Genomic DNA, 15,535 nt, shown 5'->3' with positions numbered 1-15,535 from the left:
AATACTCTAATTACAATTTTTTTATCATCCGAATAGATGGCATTTTTCGACCAGAACGTAGGGTATGTTCTTCAAAACCTTCATTCATATAACCATTAACTTGATAAAACGATTCAGCGTTAAGCGAAGCGTTCAGATGTAATTCCGACAATCCTTGCTCACGTGCTAATCGCTCTAACTCTTGAAGTATTGCATTTCCTACTCCAGAACGACCGAAACTTGGAGACACGTACACAGCACGTAGTTCGTTCTTAGTGACAACAATTGCACCGAAGCCCACAATTCGACCATTAATTTCTGCCACAATTCGGGTTTCTTCCCCAACAACAGTGTTGTCTGCAAAGGCTTTGATTTTAGAGGGCGTAATTGGAGATGCCCAATCTTGAATAATTTCTTTTGGATAACACGATGAAGCAGTTTCATGAATTGCAGCTCGGTGTACTTTTAAGACGCTCTCTGCATCTGATGGCAGACAACTTCGTACTTTTATATCTAACTTCACAACTTCTGACATGATATATTACGAGTTACCGTTCCAAATAATGTCTTTGACTTGGATTTACTTAGGAACTAAGATGTGGTTTGAGGAATGAAATCCAACACCTCAAAGCCTTGTAATTGTTGGATTTCACTACGTTTAACCCAACATAGGCATCTATTTCATTTTTTCTGGAATTGGTATTACTTAGCTGCAACACTATACGATTCTTTAATTGTATCTACTTCCACAATGTAAGTATCTACAGGACGCTTAAACAATATCATTTGTCTTGATTCATCTTTCTTTAAATTGACATGACAAAACCACTCATCATCATTCTTTTCGGGGTAATCTAAACGGTAATGATAAAGTCCCCAACGAGTTTCTTGACGATATAATGATGCTCTGGCTGCCATTTCTGCACAGTCTCGAATAAAATGCACTTCTAGACTACGCATCAATTCATGAGGGTCACGAGCGCCCATTAAATCTAATGTTTCTTGATATTGCACAAAATGTTTTAAACCAATCTCGATTTTATTACCTGATTTTGGTGGTTGTAGATAATCATTAACTAAGCGTCTTAATTTATATTCTACCTGGGTGTGAGGTACACCATTCGGACGAGTTAAAGGTGCATAAATTCTGGCTTTTTCAGCTTCTAAAAAATCTGTATCTGGTTCAATAAAATCTAAATTTTGGATATATTCAATGGCATGAGTTCCGGCTATGCGACCAAAAACAAATGCCCCAATCATGTAATTATGGGGAACGCTGGCCATATCTCCGGCTGCATATAAACCTGGGATGGTTGTTTGAGCGTTTTCATTTACCCACACACCAGAAGCACTATGACCGCTACATAAGCCTATTTCAGAAATGTGCATCTCTACGCCGTGAGTGCGATAATCTTCATTTCTACCTTGATGAAAACGTTCTCTACTCGGTCGTTCATTCGCCCAAAGTATGGATTCAATTTCTGCAATTGTATCTTCATCCAAATGGGTCATTTTCAATTGGACTGGCCCTTTTCCAGAATTTAATTCTTTCCAGATTTCCAACATCATTTGACCACTCCAATAGTCACAGCTAATGAAGCGATTTCCTTCGGCGTTAGCAGTATGAGCGCCAAAAGGACCGGCGACATAAGCACAGGCGGGGCCGTTGTAATCTTTAATTAAAGGATTAACTTGAAAGCATTCAATATTACTAAGTTCTGCACCTGCATGATAAGCCATTGAATAGCCATCTCCAGCATTAGTAGGATTTTCATAAGTGCCGTAGAGATAACCAGAAGCAGGTAATCCTAATCTGCCACAAGCACCTGTACATAGGATGACTGCCTTAGCTTGAATGACAATATAATCACCGTTTCTGACATCAAATCCCACTGCACCAATAGCACGTCCTGCTTTGACTAATACACGGGTTGCCATGACGCGATTTGTGACTTTGACTTTGTGGCGTTTAACTTGGCGGGTGAGAATTGTTTTGAGGTCTTTACCTTCTGGCATGGGTAAGACATATTTACCCACACGATGCACTTGTTTTAAGTCATAGTTGCCTTGGGCATCTTTTTGAAATTTTACACCCCAACTTTCTAATTCTTGGATGACTTCGTAACCTAATTTGCCTGTTTGATAAACGGCTTTTTGGTTGACAATGCCATCGTTAGCAAGGGTGATTTCGCGCACGTATTGTTCTGGTGTGGAATGACCGGGAATGACTGCGGTATTCACGCCATCCATACCCATTGCGATCGCACCACTCCGTCGGATGTTAGCCTTTTCTAAAATCAGCACCTCTGCATTAGGATTTGCTTGTTTGGCTTTAATTCCACCCATTGTCCCGGCCGTACCACCACCGATGACAAGTACATCAGTTTTTATTTGTTGGGTGTTGATGTCCATAAGCTTTTGCGAATAGGGAGGAACTTTTAAGATTTATTACTGTTCCAAACGATATCTTTGACTTGGATTTGCTTGGGAACTAGCTTGATTTTGTGAAAAGTATCGGCAATGTTTTGTTGCTGAGTGATTACTTCATCTGTTAGCGGTAAAACGCCATACTTTCGTCGTTTTTCGGCATTTTCTAATGCTGCTGCGGGAATACCTAACTCTGGTTCTAAAAACTTGGCAACTTCTTCTGGATTATTTGTTGCCCATTTATCTACTTTGCTGACTTCATCTAACAGGGTTTTCAACAAATCTGGATGAGAATTAACAAACTCTTGACGCGCAAGATAGTAACCCCGATTCGGTGCTAAATTTGTCGCATCTGTTAATGTCCTAACCTTTGTGTCGTGTTCAACTGCTGCTAGGTAAGGGTCCCAAATTGCCCAAGCATCAACGTTACCACCAGTAAATGCTGCACGAGCATCTGCTGGTGTTAGATGTGCTGGTTGAATGTCACTATACTTTAATCCGGCAGCTTCTACAGCTTTGACAACAAGATAGTTAGTGTTCGAGCCTTTAGCAAAGGCTACTCTTTTCCCTTTAAGGTCAGCAACCGTTTTAATTGGTGAATCTTTCGGTACAATAATTGCTTCAGCTTTGGGACCCCAAGGATCATAAGCAACATAAAGCAAGGGAGTACCTCCGGCTTGGGCAAATATTGGTGGTGATTCACCTGTATAGCCAAAGTCAATACTACCTGCGTTCATTGCTTCTAGCATGGGTGGGCCTGCGGGAAATTCTGCCCATGTCACCGAAGCACCAGCAGTCGTTAAAGTTTGCGCTAAATTACCTCGGTTTTTGAGAGCACTGAGAATAGTCGCCGCTTTTTGATAGCCGATACGAACTACCACACCTTGATTTGCTGTGTGTGTTGCTACAGAGTTACCTGTATTGTTGGCAGAACACGCAGATATCACAAGAGTCAAACTTAACCCACAGGTAAAGAATAAGGCAAATATGCCGATTCTGGATATTTCATAATTTTGAAGAAAGCTGCTGACAATCTTTATCAGTCGATGTGGTAAATACTTAGTGAACATAAGTACATTTAAACTACAATCAATATAAATACTACGATAAATCGAGCAATTTGCCGTATTTCACTCATAGAATATTCACATAGATAAGCTGCAAATGCAAGATCCGAAAAAGTATGTCTACGGCTAAAACAATTAATCAGAAATGGGAAAGGTAGCCACCATCAACAGCTAAAACCTGTCCGGTGATGTAAGATGCGGCTGGAGAAGCGAAGAACACAACAAGTCCCAAACCTTGTCCCGCTCCAGTTACTAAGGCAACTTTTCTAGCTAATGAAAACTCTGATAACGTCACAAAAATTACTTTTCAGGGTGGTATTGAGCCGATATCTAACCAAAAACTTGCTGCAAAGGCTTGATTCTTAGTTGTATTCCTCTCCTAAGAATCAAGCTTACTTAACTAACTTTGATAGGGGCGCGGCAGTTGGCGTAGTTTATGAGCAGTATCTAATTCACTATTGTTTTTTCTGCCATATCCCCAACCTAAGATCCGACGATATTCACCCATGATGCCACTTTCAATTAAATCATCCTCATTGACTGCAACATTGGTGTGAGATTCAGGCGCAACATAGAGCGCATCCGCAGGACAATATGCTTCACACATGAAACAAGTTTGACAATCTTCCTGTCGGGCGATCGCAGGTGGTTGGTTCGGTACTGAGTCAAAAACATTAGTAGGACATACTTGGACGCACAGATTGCAATTGATACAGAGTTTATGGCTGACAAGCTCGATCATGATTCTGCTCCTACTACAACTTTGATACAGAGGGTGTGGTTTGAGTGGTTAGTGCTGGTGGTGTAGCGTAGACGCTTTGCGGTTCTGTTATCCAATCACGTCTCACCCAAAGTCTTTCTAAGCCACCTGTTGCTTGGTAATAACGCTGATTTGGATCGGTTTCGGGATAGTCCACACGAATATGTTCGCTGCGTGTTTCCGTGCGATGTAAAGCACTAAAGTATGCCCATCGCGCTACAGCCGTCAGAGCAGCCGCTCGACGAGAAAATTCCACATCGCGCACTGTATCTTGTTTTGGGTTCCCTTGTACTTGCTGCCACAGTGTTTCTAATTTGGCGAGGGAATCCAGAAGTCCCTGCTCAGAACGCAAGTAGTTCTTCTCCAACGGGAACATCTGGGCTTGTACACCGCGCACGATCGCCTCACTATCGAATGTTTCAGAAGATGGTGAAGGCGATGGGCTACGCCCCGCCATAGGCGATCGCAATCCCACTTGACCAGCAGGACGCGCAACCCGTTCATTTGCTTGAGCGCCCAAACTTTTCGCAAAGGTAGCTGCCCCAACTCCAGCCCATTGTCCTGTGGAGATTGCCCAAGCAGCATTGGGGCCACCGCCTCCAGAAGCTAACCCGGCTAGAAACTCCCGCGATGCTGCATCACCGGCGGCGTAGAGGCCAGGAACCTTTGTACCGCAACTATCATCGGTCAAACGGATTCCACCTGTACCACGGACTGTACCTTCTAAAATTAGTGTTACAGGCACTCGTTCTGTATAGGGGTCAATGTCAGCTTTTTTATAGGGTAGAAAAGAGATGAAATGAGACTTTTCAATTATTGCCTTGACTTCAGGTGTGGCTTTATCCAAACGGGCATAAACGGAGCCTTTCAGGAGGGCATTGGGAAGGAACGATGGATCACGACGACCATCGACATAGCCACCAAGATCGTTACCCGCTTCATCAGTGTAACTAGCCCAGCCAAAGGGAACACCCCGCGTCACTGTGGCATTAAAAGCAGTCGAAATTGCATAGTGATTGGAAGCTTCCATACTAGAGAGTTCGCCACCAGCTTCCACTGCCATCAGCAGCCCATCACCTGTATTGGTATTGCACCCTAATGCTTTACTCAAGAATGCACAACCGCCATTCGCTAAGACTACTGCACCAGTACGAACAGTATAGGTACGATGATGTTGCCTCTGCACACCTCTTGCCCCAGCTACTGAGCCATCGTCAGCCAATAAAAGTTCTAGAGCCGGACTTTGGTCGAAAATTTGCACACCAACACGCAAGAGGTTTTTACGAAGTACCCGCATATATTCAGGACCATAATAACTCTGGCGCACAGATTCCCCATTTTCTTTGGGGAAACGATAGCCCCAATCTTCCACTAAGGGCAAACTGAGCCAAGTTTTTTCGATAACACGCTCGATCCAACGTGAGTTAGCGAGGTTTTTTCCTATGCGATAACGTTCCGATAAAACTTTGTCCCAATTCTCTGGAGAAGGAGCCATGATGCCGTTACCACTGGCAGCGGCTGCACCACTTGTACCCAAAAAACCTTTGTCAACAATGATGACTTTGACTCCTTGGGATGCAGCCGCCCATGCTGCCCATGCAGCAGCAGGGCCACCACCAATTACCAGCACATCAGCAGATAGTTGTAGTTCATTTTCTGTTAGCAATTCCTTTCCTCCTTTTTGGCAGTCAACATATTTTTTTGCCACTGTGAGCGGACTTTACAGGCAAAAATCCACCCGCCTGCATTTTAAGCACCACTTAATTTGTCATCGGTATCATCTTGGACAATGAGCTACTATACTGGCGTGTTTTGCTCATCTGCTTTTTGTTTATAAAATTGCGTTAGCGGTAGCTCTACCAGAGGTCCCGCTGATTTGTCTGACTAAATTATGCAGTAGATAGAGTTTGGATAATATATACAAAGAGTGTACGGCAAATTACATTTAACATGATACTCTAATTGTTAGCTTTTCAAACATTAAGTGTTACAATTTAATTTCTTATCCGGTTGGAACTGGTGTACTTGAAACCGAATGACAGAGGGAAGATTAATTCTTTCCTCCTGCCCCCTGCCTGGTTGTTGAGCAACTTGCCCTGAGCAGAAGTCGTACCCCTGCGGGGAAGCAAGCTACGCGTAGCGTCCCGTAGGGAAGGGAGTCGAAACACTGCCTCCTGCCTTCTTGACTAGAACGGCTGGATGAAATAATAAAGGTTTAATCGCGGTGATAATTTCTATACTTTCCGTAGCTTCAGCCAACGCCGCACAAGCTGTCCAAGTTTCCAACTGTTGTAAATCCAGACTACGGGGATTGGCAAGGTGCTGTGCGACTAAGGTTGTGACATATCCTAAGCGTTCTGCTTCTAATAATAGCGATCGCGTGCGTTCATAACTAGCATCAATCGCTTCATCTGGCGCATTGAGAGGGCCAAAGTTACCTCCAACAGGTACCCAAATACCGTAGCGTGGTTCTGACATTTTTGCCTCCAAATTAAATGGGGACTGGGGAGATATACCTTGTTTTTTATGCTCACCTATGCAAATCTCATAGTATACTACTATAAGTATACCGATTTACCGTATAAATTTTTAGTTGCAAGAATAAAGTTTTAGTCCCGACTACAAAGGTTCTAGAAAACTATGTTTGAACCACGCTATGGGATTTGGATTCCCGTTTACGGCAACTGCGGCGTGATGAACCATCCTCTTGAACCTCGTGATGCTAGTTACTCACGAGCCAAGAACTAGCTGCAAAAAAAGCGCATACATTTTTCCTCAATGGTCGTCCGATTGAAGTCATCCGTGAAACCATTGCTCAGGTTACTCAAAAAACTAAATTTCGCTCTCAACCTCTGGGCTTCGCCATGTCAGCTTTTGTCATTGCTCGACCAACAGACGAAGAAGTTCAACGCCGACGCAATCCTTACCTTCGGGATCATTGGCAGTTGAGTCAAAAAGCTATTGGTATTGAAATTGATGATTTGCTAATACTTTATGATGCTTGGCGGCGAGAGGTTCTTTCTTACTTCTTGGATATCCCTATATCTAGACTGCCCAAACTTGTGAGCGTGAATGATTGATGATAAAAAACTGCCCTTTAAGCTTTAATTTGAAACAAGCTCCCAAATAAGGAACGATTAACTTCTACGGTTTACCGTAGTAACACAATTAATTTTTCAGATTTTCTCAGATTTTAAATATTACTAATTATCAATAAATTAGTAATATTTATAATTGCCAGGTTAATTTTGTAATAACTATAGGATTGTTAGCTATTATTAACTATTTTTTATGAGGTATTCTTTTGAAAGTTTAGTCGCTAATCACACGACAAACGTCAGGTTTAAGGCCTATCATATTTATCTATCAAAGTCAGATTTTTAAAATAAATTGATCTGGAATTTTAGCTATATTTTTGTTTGTTTTAGATATAATTTCGATGTTAAAGTCGGACGAAAAATTTTTAAGAATCAACAACTACCTCAAGGGGACGGTTGCCCCTGCATTCTAAACATGATACGGAGGGCTAATGAGCAGATCGAAGCAATTAAAACTGGGTGCTTTCATGCGCCCGGTAAGCATACATACAGGCGCTTGGCGCTATCCTGGGGCTTTGCCTGACGCTAATTTCAACTTCCCAGCGCTGAAACGATTCATCCAGAAACTAGAGCAGGGCAAGTTTGACGCATTCTTCATGGCTGACCACTTAGCGGTGCTGGATATGCCAATCAACGCACTGAAGCGCAGCCATACTGTCACATCCTTTGAACCTTTCACCCTACTTTCTGCCCTTGCCAGCGTCACCGAACACATTGGGCTGGTAGCCACCGCTTCCACGACCTATGACCAGCCTTACCACATTGCTCGCCGCTTCGCGTCTCTCGACCATATCAGTGGCGGTCGCGCTGGCTAGAACATCGTCACCACATCAAATCCAGAGGCAGCGCTCAACTTTGGATTAGAAGAGGAGGTAGATCATGACGAACGCTACGTGCGGGCTAGGGAATTTTATGATGTCGTGACGGGCCTTTGGGATTCCTTCGCTGACGATGCGTTCATTCGAGATGTGGAATCAGGGATTTATTTCGATCCTGCAAAAATTCACGTTCTAGGTCATAAAGGAAAACATCTCTCGGTGCAGGGGCCATTGAACATCGCCAGACCTGTCCAGGGTTGGCCGGTGATCGTCCAGGCGGGAGCTTCCGAAGCAGGTCGTCAACTGGCCGCCGCAACCGCCGAGGTCGTGTTTGCATCAGCCAGCAATTTGGAAGTAGGAAAGGCATTCTTTGCTGACATTAAGGGTCGTGTACAGGCGATCGGACGTGATCCAGATAGCATCAAAATTCTTCCAGGTGTCTTGGTGATCGTGGGTGAAACCGTTGTAGAAGCGCGTGCCAAGCGTCTTCATTTGGACAGCTTAGTACATTATGACAGTGGGATCGCGAGCTTGAATAGCGCACTTGGCTACGATGTTTCGCGCTTTGATCCAGACGGTCCCTTACCGGAAATCCCGCAGACTAACGCCGGACAGACCTCACGCGAACGAGTGATCGCGCTGGCGCAACGCGAAAACCTGACCATTCGACAGCTAGCTCAACGCATCGGCAGTTACGGCGGGCTGGCCTTCATCGGCACACCCCAAACGATCGCCGATGATATGGAGCAATGGCTCATAGAGTCAGGGTCTGACGGCTTCAACGTCATGTTCCCTTTTCTTCCTGAAGGGCTGAATGACTTTGTGGACAAGGTTGTGCCAGAACTTCAACGGCGTGGGATTTTCCGCCACGACTATGAGGGCAAGACGCTGCGCGAAAATCTGGGACTGGCACGCCCCGCCAACTGCTTTTTCCAGACCACCACAGCGTCTGTCAGCTAGACATCACACAACAATGTGATGAAAATCTCTTTTCCCAGTTAGAATCATGCCAACCTGTATGGTTTTCCCTAGCCCAACCGAGTCAGCTAGTAATAACCTGGGTCGAAGTTGTTCTAGCGATCGCTCAGAGTTTGAGGAATATGAGGCATAACAAATTCCTTTCGTTATGCCTTACGTTAAATTTATAAATTTACACCAAGTATGCACAGATGATCTTCTATGATTTCCTGGCCTAAATGCATTGGGTATGGCAAGATGATATTTCCCATAGACCAAGCAGGTGAACATCTTAAATAGTGAGGTACTCGACATAGTGCCTTTAAAGCTTCTTCTGTCTGAAAATCTGGGTGTACAAAGAACGGCACCATCTCCACCATCTGTTGATGTTTGAATGGAATGTTAGCACCGTATTTATCCTCTTGGAACCCAAGTTTATAAAGTTCGGGTATTGGCATTTCATCTTGCGCCTTCTGTGTTTTTGGTAGCCTTCCCACAGAGAAGTAATGTAGTAGTTCTGGTGCTGACTTATCGTAAAAACTGCTCAGATGTTGAAAATCTCGTGCTGGACAATCTTGGTTCCAAGCTTCTCGATTGGTAATGTACTGCGGTGTTTCTTTACCAATGCGAATACGAATTATTGCTAATAAGTTCTGTAGTTGTTTATTGTCACGCTTATACTCGCAAGTGTTACCAGGAACATGGCAGAAGTCGAGAACGTTGCGTTTTGCTAGAAGGTTCTCATTTTGCAACAGGGGCCAGATTTTGCCATCATTGTCTTCGCCACGTCCGTTACGCCACCCTTCAGCTTCAATTAGAACAATAGTTGGTCGGTCTAAATCTTTGGTTAGTACGCGTGTAACAAACTCTACTAATTCCGTGCCGTTCAACTTGATTTTACAATGATGCACTTTTTACCATGCAATATTGTTGCGAGAAGACTAGGAATAGCTTGAAATCCTAATCCTCTCTCTGCGTTAATATCACGCACAAGTGTTTCCGGCTTGATGGGTTGCCACTTCCAATCTGGCGGTATTACAGCTATCCTTTCGAGAAAGCGATCGCACACACTGTTCACTTCATCTGTTTTACCGTTGTCACGATACTGCTTCATCCACTCATGCGCCCAAATTATCACTAATTGATGTATTTGCTGGGGTGTGGGAGTCTTCAATGGGTTCTCTGGCGTTCCCACTGCTAAGGCCTGATATAAAGGAAAAGGAAGCTTGGTTTCTTCATTTGAGCTAAGGAACTCAAAACCGTATGTAAGTGTAGATGCACAGGCAAGCAGAGCATTATTTAACTGACGATACGGTGTCCAAACCTCTTTTTTATTGTTACCACGAAACAGTACTCGTTCCATATCGCGGCGAAAGTCTGCTACCTCCTGAACAAAAGGGAATGTCAGCACAGCAATTTCTAGGTTGGCAAAGGCATCTGTTACCAGGCTCATGCGAGCAGGTAGCAAAATATTTGCTGGTATAGTTTTACTAGTCATACTCTTTATCTATCTCTTGCGTCTATTTCCCAGCTGAAGCCATCGATATCAGCCAAAGCATCTGCTATTGATTGGTATAAAGCTTGACTGATAACATCTTCATTAACATATTCACAAAGCAAATCAATGATTGCTGCTAGCAAGCTGGTACGCGGTGTATCCGGCTGTTGTTCTTTGGCATAGTTTGGTGCCCAAGCAGCATCAACAAAGTAAGCGTGAAAAAGAACACCTCCACGTAAAAGACGACCTACAGCTTGAACAATTACACCAGCAGTGGTTGCGGCTAAATCTTGACGGGGAAAGGCGCGTAACTCTTCATTTGCACGCAGTGTTTTATAATAAGAACGATGTTCTACCGATCGCCAGTAACACGCAGCCAACCGACGTACGGCTTCCGCACGTCCTAAAATTCCGTCTCCTTCCCAAGCAATGAAATTCGCATCTTCTATCCAATCCAAGGCACGACGGTTGATTTCTTGAGCGATCGCCTGAGTATCATGTGGATGAGGATGATGTTTCGCAGCATGAATAATCTGAGAATCTAAATCCTGGATATCAAAATCATAGTTACGTCTATTTTGCGGAATATTGCGGATGTAGAAACGTAATGCCCCCAACCATTCAAAACGTGCAGAAAACGGAATAATTTGCCGAGCGTTAGCAACTGCACGCCGTTGCAACTCATCTAAGTTTTGTAAACGTGGGTGTCGCAAAGGCATACCACTGAGTATTGCCCAAACTGCTGTTACTGGTTCATCATCGATTTCTAAACGCTCCATCAAGGCAAAGCCAAGTTCTACCTGAAGTAATAATTGGGCTTGCTCTCGATCTAGCTCAGAGTTATCTTTCAATTCCTTTAAGCGTTCTGTCAAAATATCAGGTGGCTTAAATAATGTCATTTGACTGATAATGCTATTTCCCTTTACTCAGGTGCATTATCTTGGCGCTGACTCGTTCTTCAAAAGCTGTATCGCTGAAAAGATGGGTGCTTTTTGGCAATCCTGTTGCTTCTTCACGCAGAATTTCGATGTAATCTTGGCGCTGATGCAAACGATGGCTAGGAATAACATAAAAACTTTCGTTATAGTGCAAATCGCCTTCTCCAAATATCGGCTTCAGTTGCAAAGCCAAATCATACGGATTTCGGTAGTCTTTGATATCTACAGCCCACACTGAGCCGTCACCAAAACGTAGTTGCAGGTCGTAACGGTCAATACCAGGCCACAGTTGAACTTCGCAAAGATATTCTGACTGTTGTTTATGCAGCTTTTCTAAAGCATGGAATAGACGGATCTCTGGGATTCCAGGCAAACAGACACGCCAGTGAATGCCAAACTTGAGACGACGCAGACCTTGCTTCCCAGAAATGCGCCGGACATGGGACAAGTTTTTACGATGGTCATTGCAGACGCTTGGTTTAATGCCACGTAAATGTCCATGTTTTTTAATTAAAGGGCCACAGCGATCGCAGCACCAATAAGATTCATTTTCTTTACAGTCTTCGTACAGTTCGCCGACATCATCAATAGAGATATAACGCGTTTGAGAAAAGGTGTTACGAAGCTGCCCTAAAGTAGTGTAAGGATTCGTAATTAGAAATTGACGCAGCAAAACATATTCCCTTTGAGAGCGTTCAGCATCCTGTTCATTGGCTTGTTGCAGCTTGTCCAGCAATCTCAGAAACTGAAAGTTCTCCAATGCAATTTGTTGTACTTTCACAGAAGCAAACTCAGCAAGTTGCCCTCGTTTTATCAACTGTTCGTAAAAATACTGGCTTGCTTCCTCACTTAGCGCTCTATCGTATATCAAACCATATTCTGAGTCAAACTCCTTCGGAATTACCAGTGGATACCATGTTTGCAAAGGTTTTTCTAAAAGAGCCAAAAGACCTTCTAAAGTACGTGGATAAAGAAAAGTTGTCATCTTCAATGCCAGAGTATTGGAGGCACGCTGTAAGAAATCAGGGTATGGGTATTTAGGGAGTTGGTATTGAGTATCTGGACGAAAAAACTCTGCTAAACCAACAACCAACAAATCAAATATGATTATTTCGCTATTATCCAAGGAGTACCTCCTTTGTATAAAGCAAGCTTTGGATATTCTGTTTCTTTAGTGAAACAGTGTCATTTTAAGAACACATAACAACTATAGCTGATGTGAGACAATAAAGAAACACGTTTCATAAATGAAACAGTAAGTACGCATGGGATACAACTTAGACACAGTTTTATTGGCTGCAATGGTGAAGACGAAGCGAGGGGGCAAAGGGCTGCGAGACACAGCTAAAGAAATAGGTAATGTTAGTTCTTCTACAGTCTCACGGGTAGAAAATGGCAAAATGCCCGATATGGAAACCTTTTTAGTACTTTGCGATTGGCTGCAAGTGTCGCCTGCTGAACTATTTAAGAAAACAGAAGAATCCGAAGCTTCCTCCGACTCAAACACATTAGAGACAATAGAAATTCAATTGCGAGCATCTAAAAAACTCGATCCGGCGATCGCCAATGCACTAGCAGAGTTAGTCAAAGCAGCGTATCGCAATAATTCTCAACAAAGCGACAACCAACAGCCGGATTAAAAAGAATCATGACACTAACAGAGAAATTACCAACTGAGTTTAGGCAAAGGTGTGAAGGAATTGCTACCGAGCAACGTAGTTTATTAAATTTACGGGCATTTGACCCATTACCAGCAGATGTACTGGCGGCTAAACTGAATGCAAAAATTTTGACACCTGAACAGATTCCCAGCTTAGACCTTTGTGTAGTAGCGGTATTGCTCGATAGCGACCAATGGTCAGCAGGAATTATTAATCAAAACCCACTCTGGATTGTCAACAATCCACGCCATACTCCCGCGCGACGCGAGTCGAACCTGATGCACGAGTTTGGGCACCTGCTATTAAGACATAAAATTGTCCGCTTTGATCCAAATACCGGGCTTCCTCTGCGCCGACAGACCGATGAAGATGAAGCAACTTATTTAGGTGGGTGTTTTCAAATTCCACGCAGGGGTTTACTCTGGGCTGTTCAACGCCAAATGACGCAGACACAGATAGCAGTACATTTTAATGCAAGTGAGGAAATGGTGCGATTCCGTAGCAATCTCACTGGAGTAAATATTAGATAAACGTTGTATAAGAAATTTTGCACCTTCTGAAGCTAACTCTAATTTAAAATTTTCTCAACAATTTCCTGGCATTTTGTGACATTTCTGAAGATATTTGCCGGATAGGAAGTTGGAAATAGGTTGCTACTTTCACTCATAATACTACCCAAGAACTTTGAAGTTATAGATTGAATATTGTAGAAATATAAAAAAATTGTATAATTTAAGCGCCTATAAGCATTATTCTATCGTTAGCTACTCAGAAATTTTGAAAAAATAAAGTTGTACAATTTTATCATGCTAACATCTAAAAAAAAATAAAAAAGTTGTACAACTTTCGGAAAGCTTAATAGGCAAAGGTTTTAACCTATTGTTGTAAGGGATGAGGCTTATGATCGTACTTTCTTTACCTATGAACCCTTTGCCCTTTTCTACTCCTTGGTAAAATAGCTCATCGTTACAATGCTTTAGGACAATTAGGATATTCGAGACGATATGTAGTACTATTTCTTTAGCTTGCGTCCATTCCCCTGTGCCCCTGATCAGAAAAAATAATCTCAGGCATAGTGATCGCAAGCAAGATTGTTCCTATTATTGATGTGTTATGAGGTTTTTTGGTTGCGATCGCACTCCAAATACAAACCTAACCTGTAAAACTGATTTTGGGAATTATGTGATCGTCTCTCTGTGGAAAACCTAATGGCTGTTATCTAAAGATTAACTGTTGTTTTTGTACTACCACCATGTTGAGTGACCCTGAGACAGAACCTGATTTTTACAGTTTTTAGTACCAATTACCAGGAACTGCGTAGGCGCAGCCAAATCTAAACATCGCTATTTTCTAACCAACATTATCCACAGCTAACACTTGTTCAACTGTAAGCGCTATTTCCGGGAAAGTTGCAGAGACAATTGGTTCACTTTTGCTAAATTCTTTTTCCTCGTACAATCCTTCTGACAACAATAAAATCGTAATTAAAGCTAGGGTTTTTGCCGGAGAAAGAAAACCGAGTTCTTAATTTTGGATAAAGTCGAGCTTAGCTCCCACTCAAGGGGAAAACGAGCCTCAACCAAGTATTACACGGCAAAGGGAGTTGCATCAGACATCTGATTAGGCAGCAAAACAGTCTGTTGGGTTGCCTACGGTAAAAGAACTTGAAATTTTACATGACCGTGTTTTATCCCACATTCCGCACCCATAACTGTCACACCCCAAAGAAACGGATCTATTTAGTACATAAGAACTAATGATTGGGAGAATTGACTAGGATTTATTAGAGCTAAATAGGAATTACTATGATTAATTTAGAGATACAGTTGAATATTTACGACTAAGTACAAAATTTGAGTTCTTAGGTTATTTTGATGGCAAAATTGGTTCCAAATCATTGAAAGCTTTATCCTCAATGACTATAAAAAGATAAAAAAACGTTTTGAATCAAGATAATCAGGAGAAAATTTCAACAGATGTTTTTGTGGAATTTCTGTTGCCATGTTTAGTGCCAAAGACATTAAATTTGAGAAGATTGACCATTTAGGGATAGTAGCAGGAATAGTAGATTCAATTGGGATTGTAGAAATAATTAATAATTTACTAGGGTCAGAGCCAGGAGAAAAAGTCAGTGCGGGTCAGGTGGTAAAGGCAATGATTTTAAACGGCTTAAGTCTGATGTCACAGCCTTTATATATGTTCCCAAAGTTCTTTGAAGTAATCGCTTGTGAACACTTAATTGGTGCAGGAGTAAAACCAGAATACCTCAATGATGATAAGCTGGGGAGAATCTTAGATAAATTATTTATAAAAGGACTAGATACAGTATTTT

15 protein-coding genes and 1 pseudogene are annotated in these 15,535 nt (G+C 42.6%); 5 read left to right on the top strand and 11 right to left on the bottom strand.

Annotated elements, in window-relative coordinates:
* Nucleotides 1-10: 10 nt before the first annotated feature.
* The 7 genes from V7L12_RS12845 to V7L12_RS12815 all read right to left on the bottom strand — a co-directional run bounded on the left by V7L12_RS12845 (nt 11) and on the right by V7L12_RS12815 (nt 6,711).
* Nucleotides 11-514 carry a GNAT family N-acetyltransferase gene (locus tag V7L12_RS12845; protein ID WP_335084609.1) on the bottom strand — a complete coding sequence of 168 codons (504 nt, stop codon included), beginning with the start codon at nt 512-514 and terminating at the stop codon, nt 11-13.
* Nucleotides 515-681: 167 nt separating this feature from the next.
* Nucleotides 682-2,391, bottom strand: coding sequence for a fumarate reductase/succinate dehydrogenase flavoprotein subunit (locus tag V7L12_RS12840; RefSeq protein ID WP_335084608.1), 1,710 nt, complete (start codon nt 2,389-2,391; stop codon nt 682-684).
* Between the two features lie 26 nt (nt 2,392-2,417).
* Nucleotides 2,418-3,476 carry a sulfonate ABC transporter substrate-binding protein gene (locus V7L12_RS12835; RefSeq protein WP_335084607.1) on the bottom strand — a complete coding sequence of 353 codons (1,059 nt, stop codon included), beginning with the start codon at nt 3,474-3,476 and terminating at the stop codon, nt 2,418-2,420.
* A 136-nt stretch (nt 3,477-3,612) separates the two neighbouring features.
* On the bottom strand, nt 3,613-3,768 hold the full coding sequence (locus tag V7L12_RS12830; protein ID WP_335084606.1) for an SDR family oxidoreductase: 156 nt from the start codon (nt 3,766-3,768) through the stop codon (nt 3,613-3,615).
* 105 nt (nt 3,769-3,873) lie between these two features.
* A complete protein-coding gene (locus V7L12_RS12825) occupies nt 3,874-4,215 on the bottom strand; it encodes a 4Fe-4S binding protein (protein ID WP_334718286.1) in 342 nt (113 codons plus the stop codon).
* A gap of 13 nt (nt 4,216-4,228) precedes the next feature.
* On the bottom strand, nt 4,229-5,899 hold the full coding sequence (locus tag V7L12_RS12820; RefSeq protein ID WP_335084605.1) for an FAD-binding protein: 1,671 nt from the start codon (nt 5,897-5,899) through the stop codon (nt 4,229-4,231).
* A gap of 464 nt (nt 5,900-6,363) precedes the next feature.
* A complete protein-coding gene (locus V7L12_RS12815) occupies nt 6,364-6,711 on the bottom strand; it encodes an LLM class flavin-dependent oxidoreductase (protein ID WP_335084604.1) in 348 nt (115 codons plus the stop codon).
* Nucleotides 6,712-7,022: 311 nt separating this feature from the next.
* Here V7L12_RS12815 and V7L12_RS12810 point away from each other — a divergent pair, with 311 nt between their 5' ends.
* Both V7L12_RS12810 and V7L12_RS12805 read left to right on the top strand, forming a co-directional pair.
* A complete protein-coding gene (locus V7L12_RS12810; RefSeq protein WP_335084753.1) occupies nt 7,023-7,313 on the top strand; it encodes a hypothetical protein in 291 nt (96 codons plus the stop codon).
* A gap of 449 nt (nt 7,314-7,762) precedes the next feature.
* Nucleotides 7,763-9,109 (top strand): annotated as a pseudogene (locus tag V7L12_RS12805) (LLM class flavin-dependent oxidoreductase).
* Nucleotides 9,110-9,291: 182 nt separating this feature from the next.
* On the opposite strand, the gene V7L12_RS12800 reads toward V7L12_RS12805, so the two are convergent.
* Genes V7L12_RS12800 through V7L12_RS12785 form a run of 4 tightly spaced genes read right to left on the bottom strand, consistent with a single transcriptional unit; the run spans nt 9,292 to nt 12,668 of the window.
* On the bottom strand, nt 9,292-10,017 hold the full coding sequence (locus tag V7L12_RS12800) for an RNaseH domain-containing protein (RefSeq protein ID WP_335084603.1): 726 nt from the start codon (nt 10,015-10,017) through the stop codon (nt 9,292-9,294).
* A complete protein-coding gene (locus tag V7L12_RS12795) occupies nt 9,993-10,604 on the bottom strand; it encodes a hypothetical protein (RefSeq protein ID WP_335084602.1) in 612 nt (203 codons plus the stop codon). The genes V7L12_RS12800 and V7L12_RS12795 overlap by 25 nt, the downstream gene beginning before the upstream one ends.
* A 5-nt stretch (nt 10,605-10,609) precedes the next feature.
* Nucleotides 10,610-11,503, bottom strand: a complete 894-nt coding sequence (locus V7L12_RS12790; RefSeq protein ID WP_335084601.1) for a hypothetical protein — start codon at nt 11,501-11,503, stop codon at nt 10,610-10,612.
* Nucleotides 11,504-11,516: 13 nt separating this feature from the next.
* The gene (locus V7L12_RS12785; protein ID WP_335084600.1) at nt 11,517-12,668 is read right to left on the bottom strand and encodes a restriction endonuclease-related protein; all 1,152 of its coding nucleotides are present in this window, start codon (nt 12,666-12,668) and stop codon (nt 11,517-11,519) included.
* 139 nt (nt 12,669-12,807) lie between these two features.
* On the opposite strand from V7L12_RS12785, the gene V7L12_RS12780 reads away from it, so the two are divergent.
* From V7L12_RS12780 to V7L12_RS12770, 3 genes are all read left to right on the top strand, one after another.
* Nucleotides 12,808-13,182, top strand: coding sequence for a helix-turn-helix domain-containing protein (locus V7L12_RS12780; RefSeq protein WP_335084599.1), 375 nt, complete (start codon nt 12,808-12,810; stop codon nt 13,180-13,182).
* 8 nt (nt 13,183-13,190) lie between these two features.
* Nucleotides 13,191-13,733, top strand: a complete 543-nt coding sequence (locus V7L12_RS12775) for an ImmA/IrrE family metallo-endopeptidase (RefSeq protein ID WP_335084598.1) — start codon at nt 13,191-13,193, stop codon at nt 13,731-13,733.
* A 1,471-nt stretch (nt 13,734-15,204) separates the two neighbouring features.
* Nucleotides 15,205-15,535: DUF4277 domain-containing protein (locus tag V7L12_RS12770; protein WP_335084597.1), on the top strand; the 331-nt coding region annotated here is incomplete at its 3' end.

Origin of the sequence: Nostoc sp. (genome assembly GCF_036918245.1) — a bacterium.
Taxonomy (GTDB): Bacteria; Cyanobacteriota; Cyanobacteriia; order Cyanobacteriales; family Nostocaceae; genus Nostoc.
This window is presented reverse-complemented; position numbering and strand designations above follow the sequence as displayed.

What these genes read in the sequence shown, in the direction of transcription:
- V7L12_RS12825 (WP_334718286.1), bottom strand. Translation starts at nt 4,215, where the DNA reads ATGATCGAGCTTGTCAGCCATAAACTCTGTATCAATTGCAATCTGTGC.
- V7L12_RS12835 (WP_335084607.1), bottom strand. Translation starts at nt 3,476, where the DNA reads ATGTTCACTAAGTATTTACCACATCGACTGATAAAGATTGTCAGCAGC.
- V7L12_RS12840 (WP_335084608.1), bottom strand. Translation starts at nt 2,391, where the DNA reads ATGGACATCAACACCCAACAAATAAAAACTGATGTACTTGTCATCGGT.
- V7L12_RS12780 (WP_335084599.1), top strand. Translation starts at nt 12,808, where the DNA reads ATGGGATACAACTTAGACACAGTTTTATTGGCTGCAATGGTGAAGACG.
- V7L12_RS12795 (WP_335084602.1), bottom strand. Translation starts at nt 10,604, where the DNA reads ATGACTAGTAAAACTATACCAGCAAATATTTTGCTACCTGCTCGCATG.
- V7L12_RS12790 (WP_335084601.1), bottom strand. Translation starts at nt 11,503, where the DNA reads ATGACATTATTTAAGCCACCTGATATTTTGACAGAACGCTTAAAGGAA.
- V7L12_RS12815 (WP_335084604.1), bottom strand. Translation starts at nt 6,711, where the DNA reads ATGTCAGAACCACGCTACGGTATTTGGGTACCTGTTGGAGGTAACTTT.
- V7L12_RS12845 (WP_335084609.1), bottom strand. Translation starts at nt 514, where the DNA reads ATGTCAGAAGTTGTGAAGTTAGATATAAAAGTACGAAGTTGTCTGCCA.
- V7L12_RS12775 (WP_335084598.1), top strand. Translation starts at nt 13,191, where the DNA reads ATGACACTAACAGAGAAATTACCAACTGAGTTTAGGCAAAGGTGTGAA.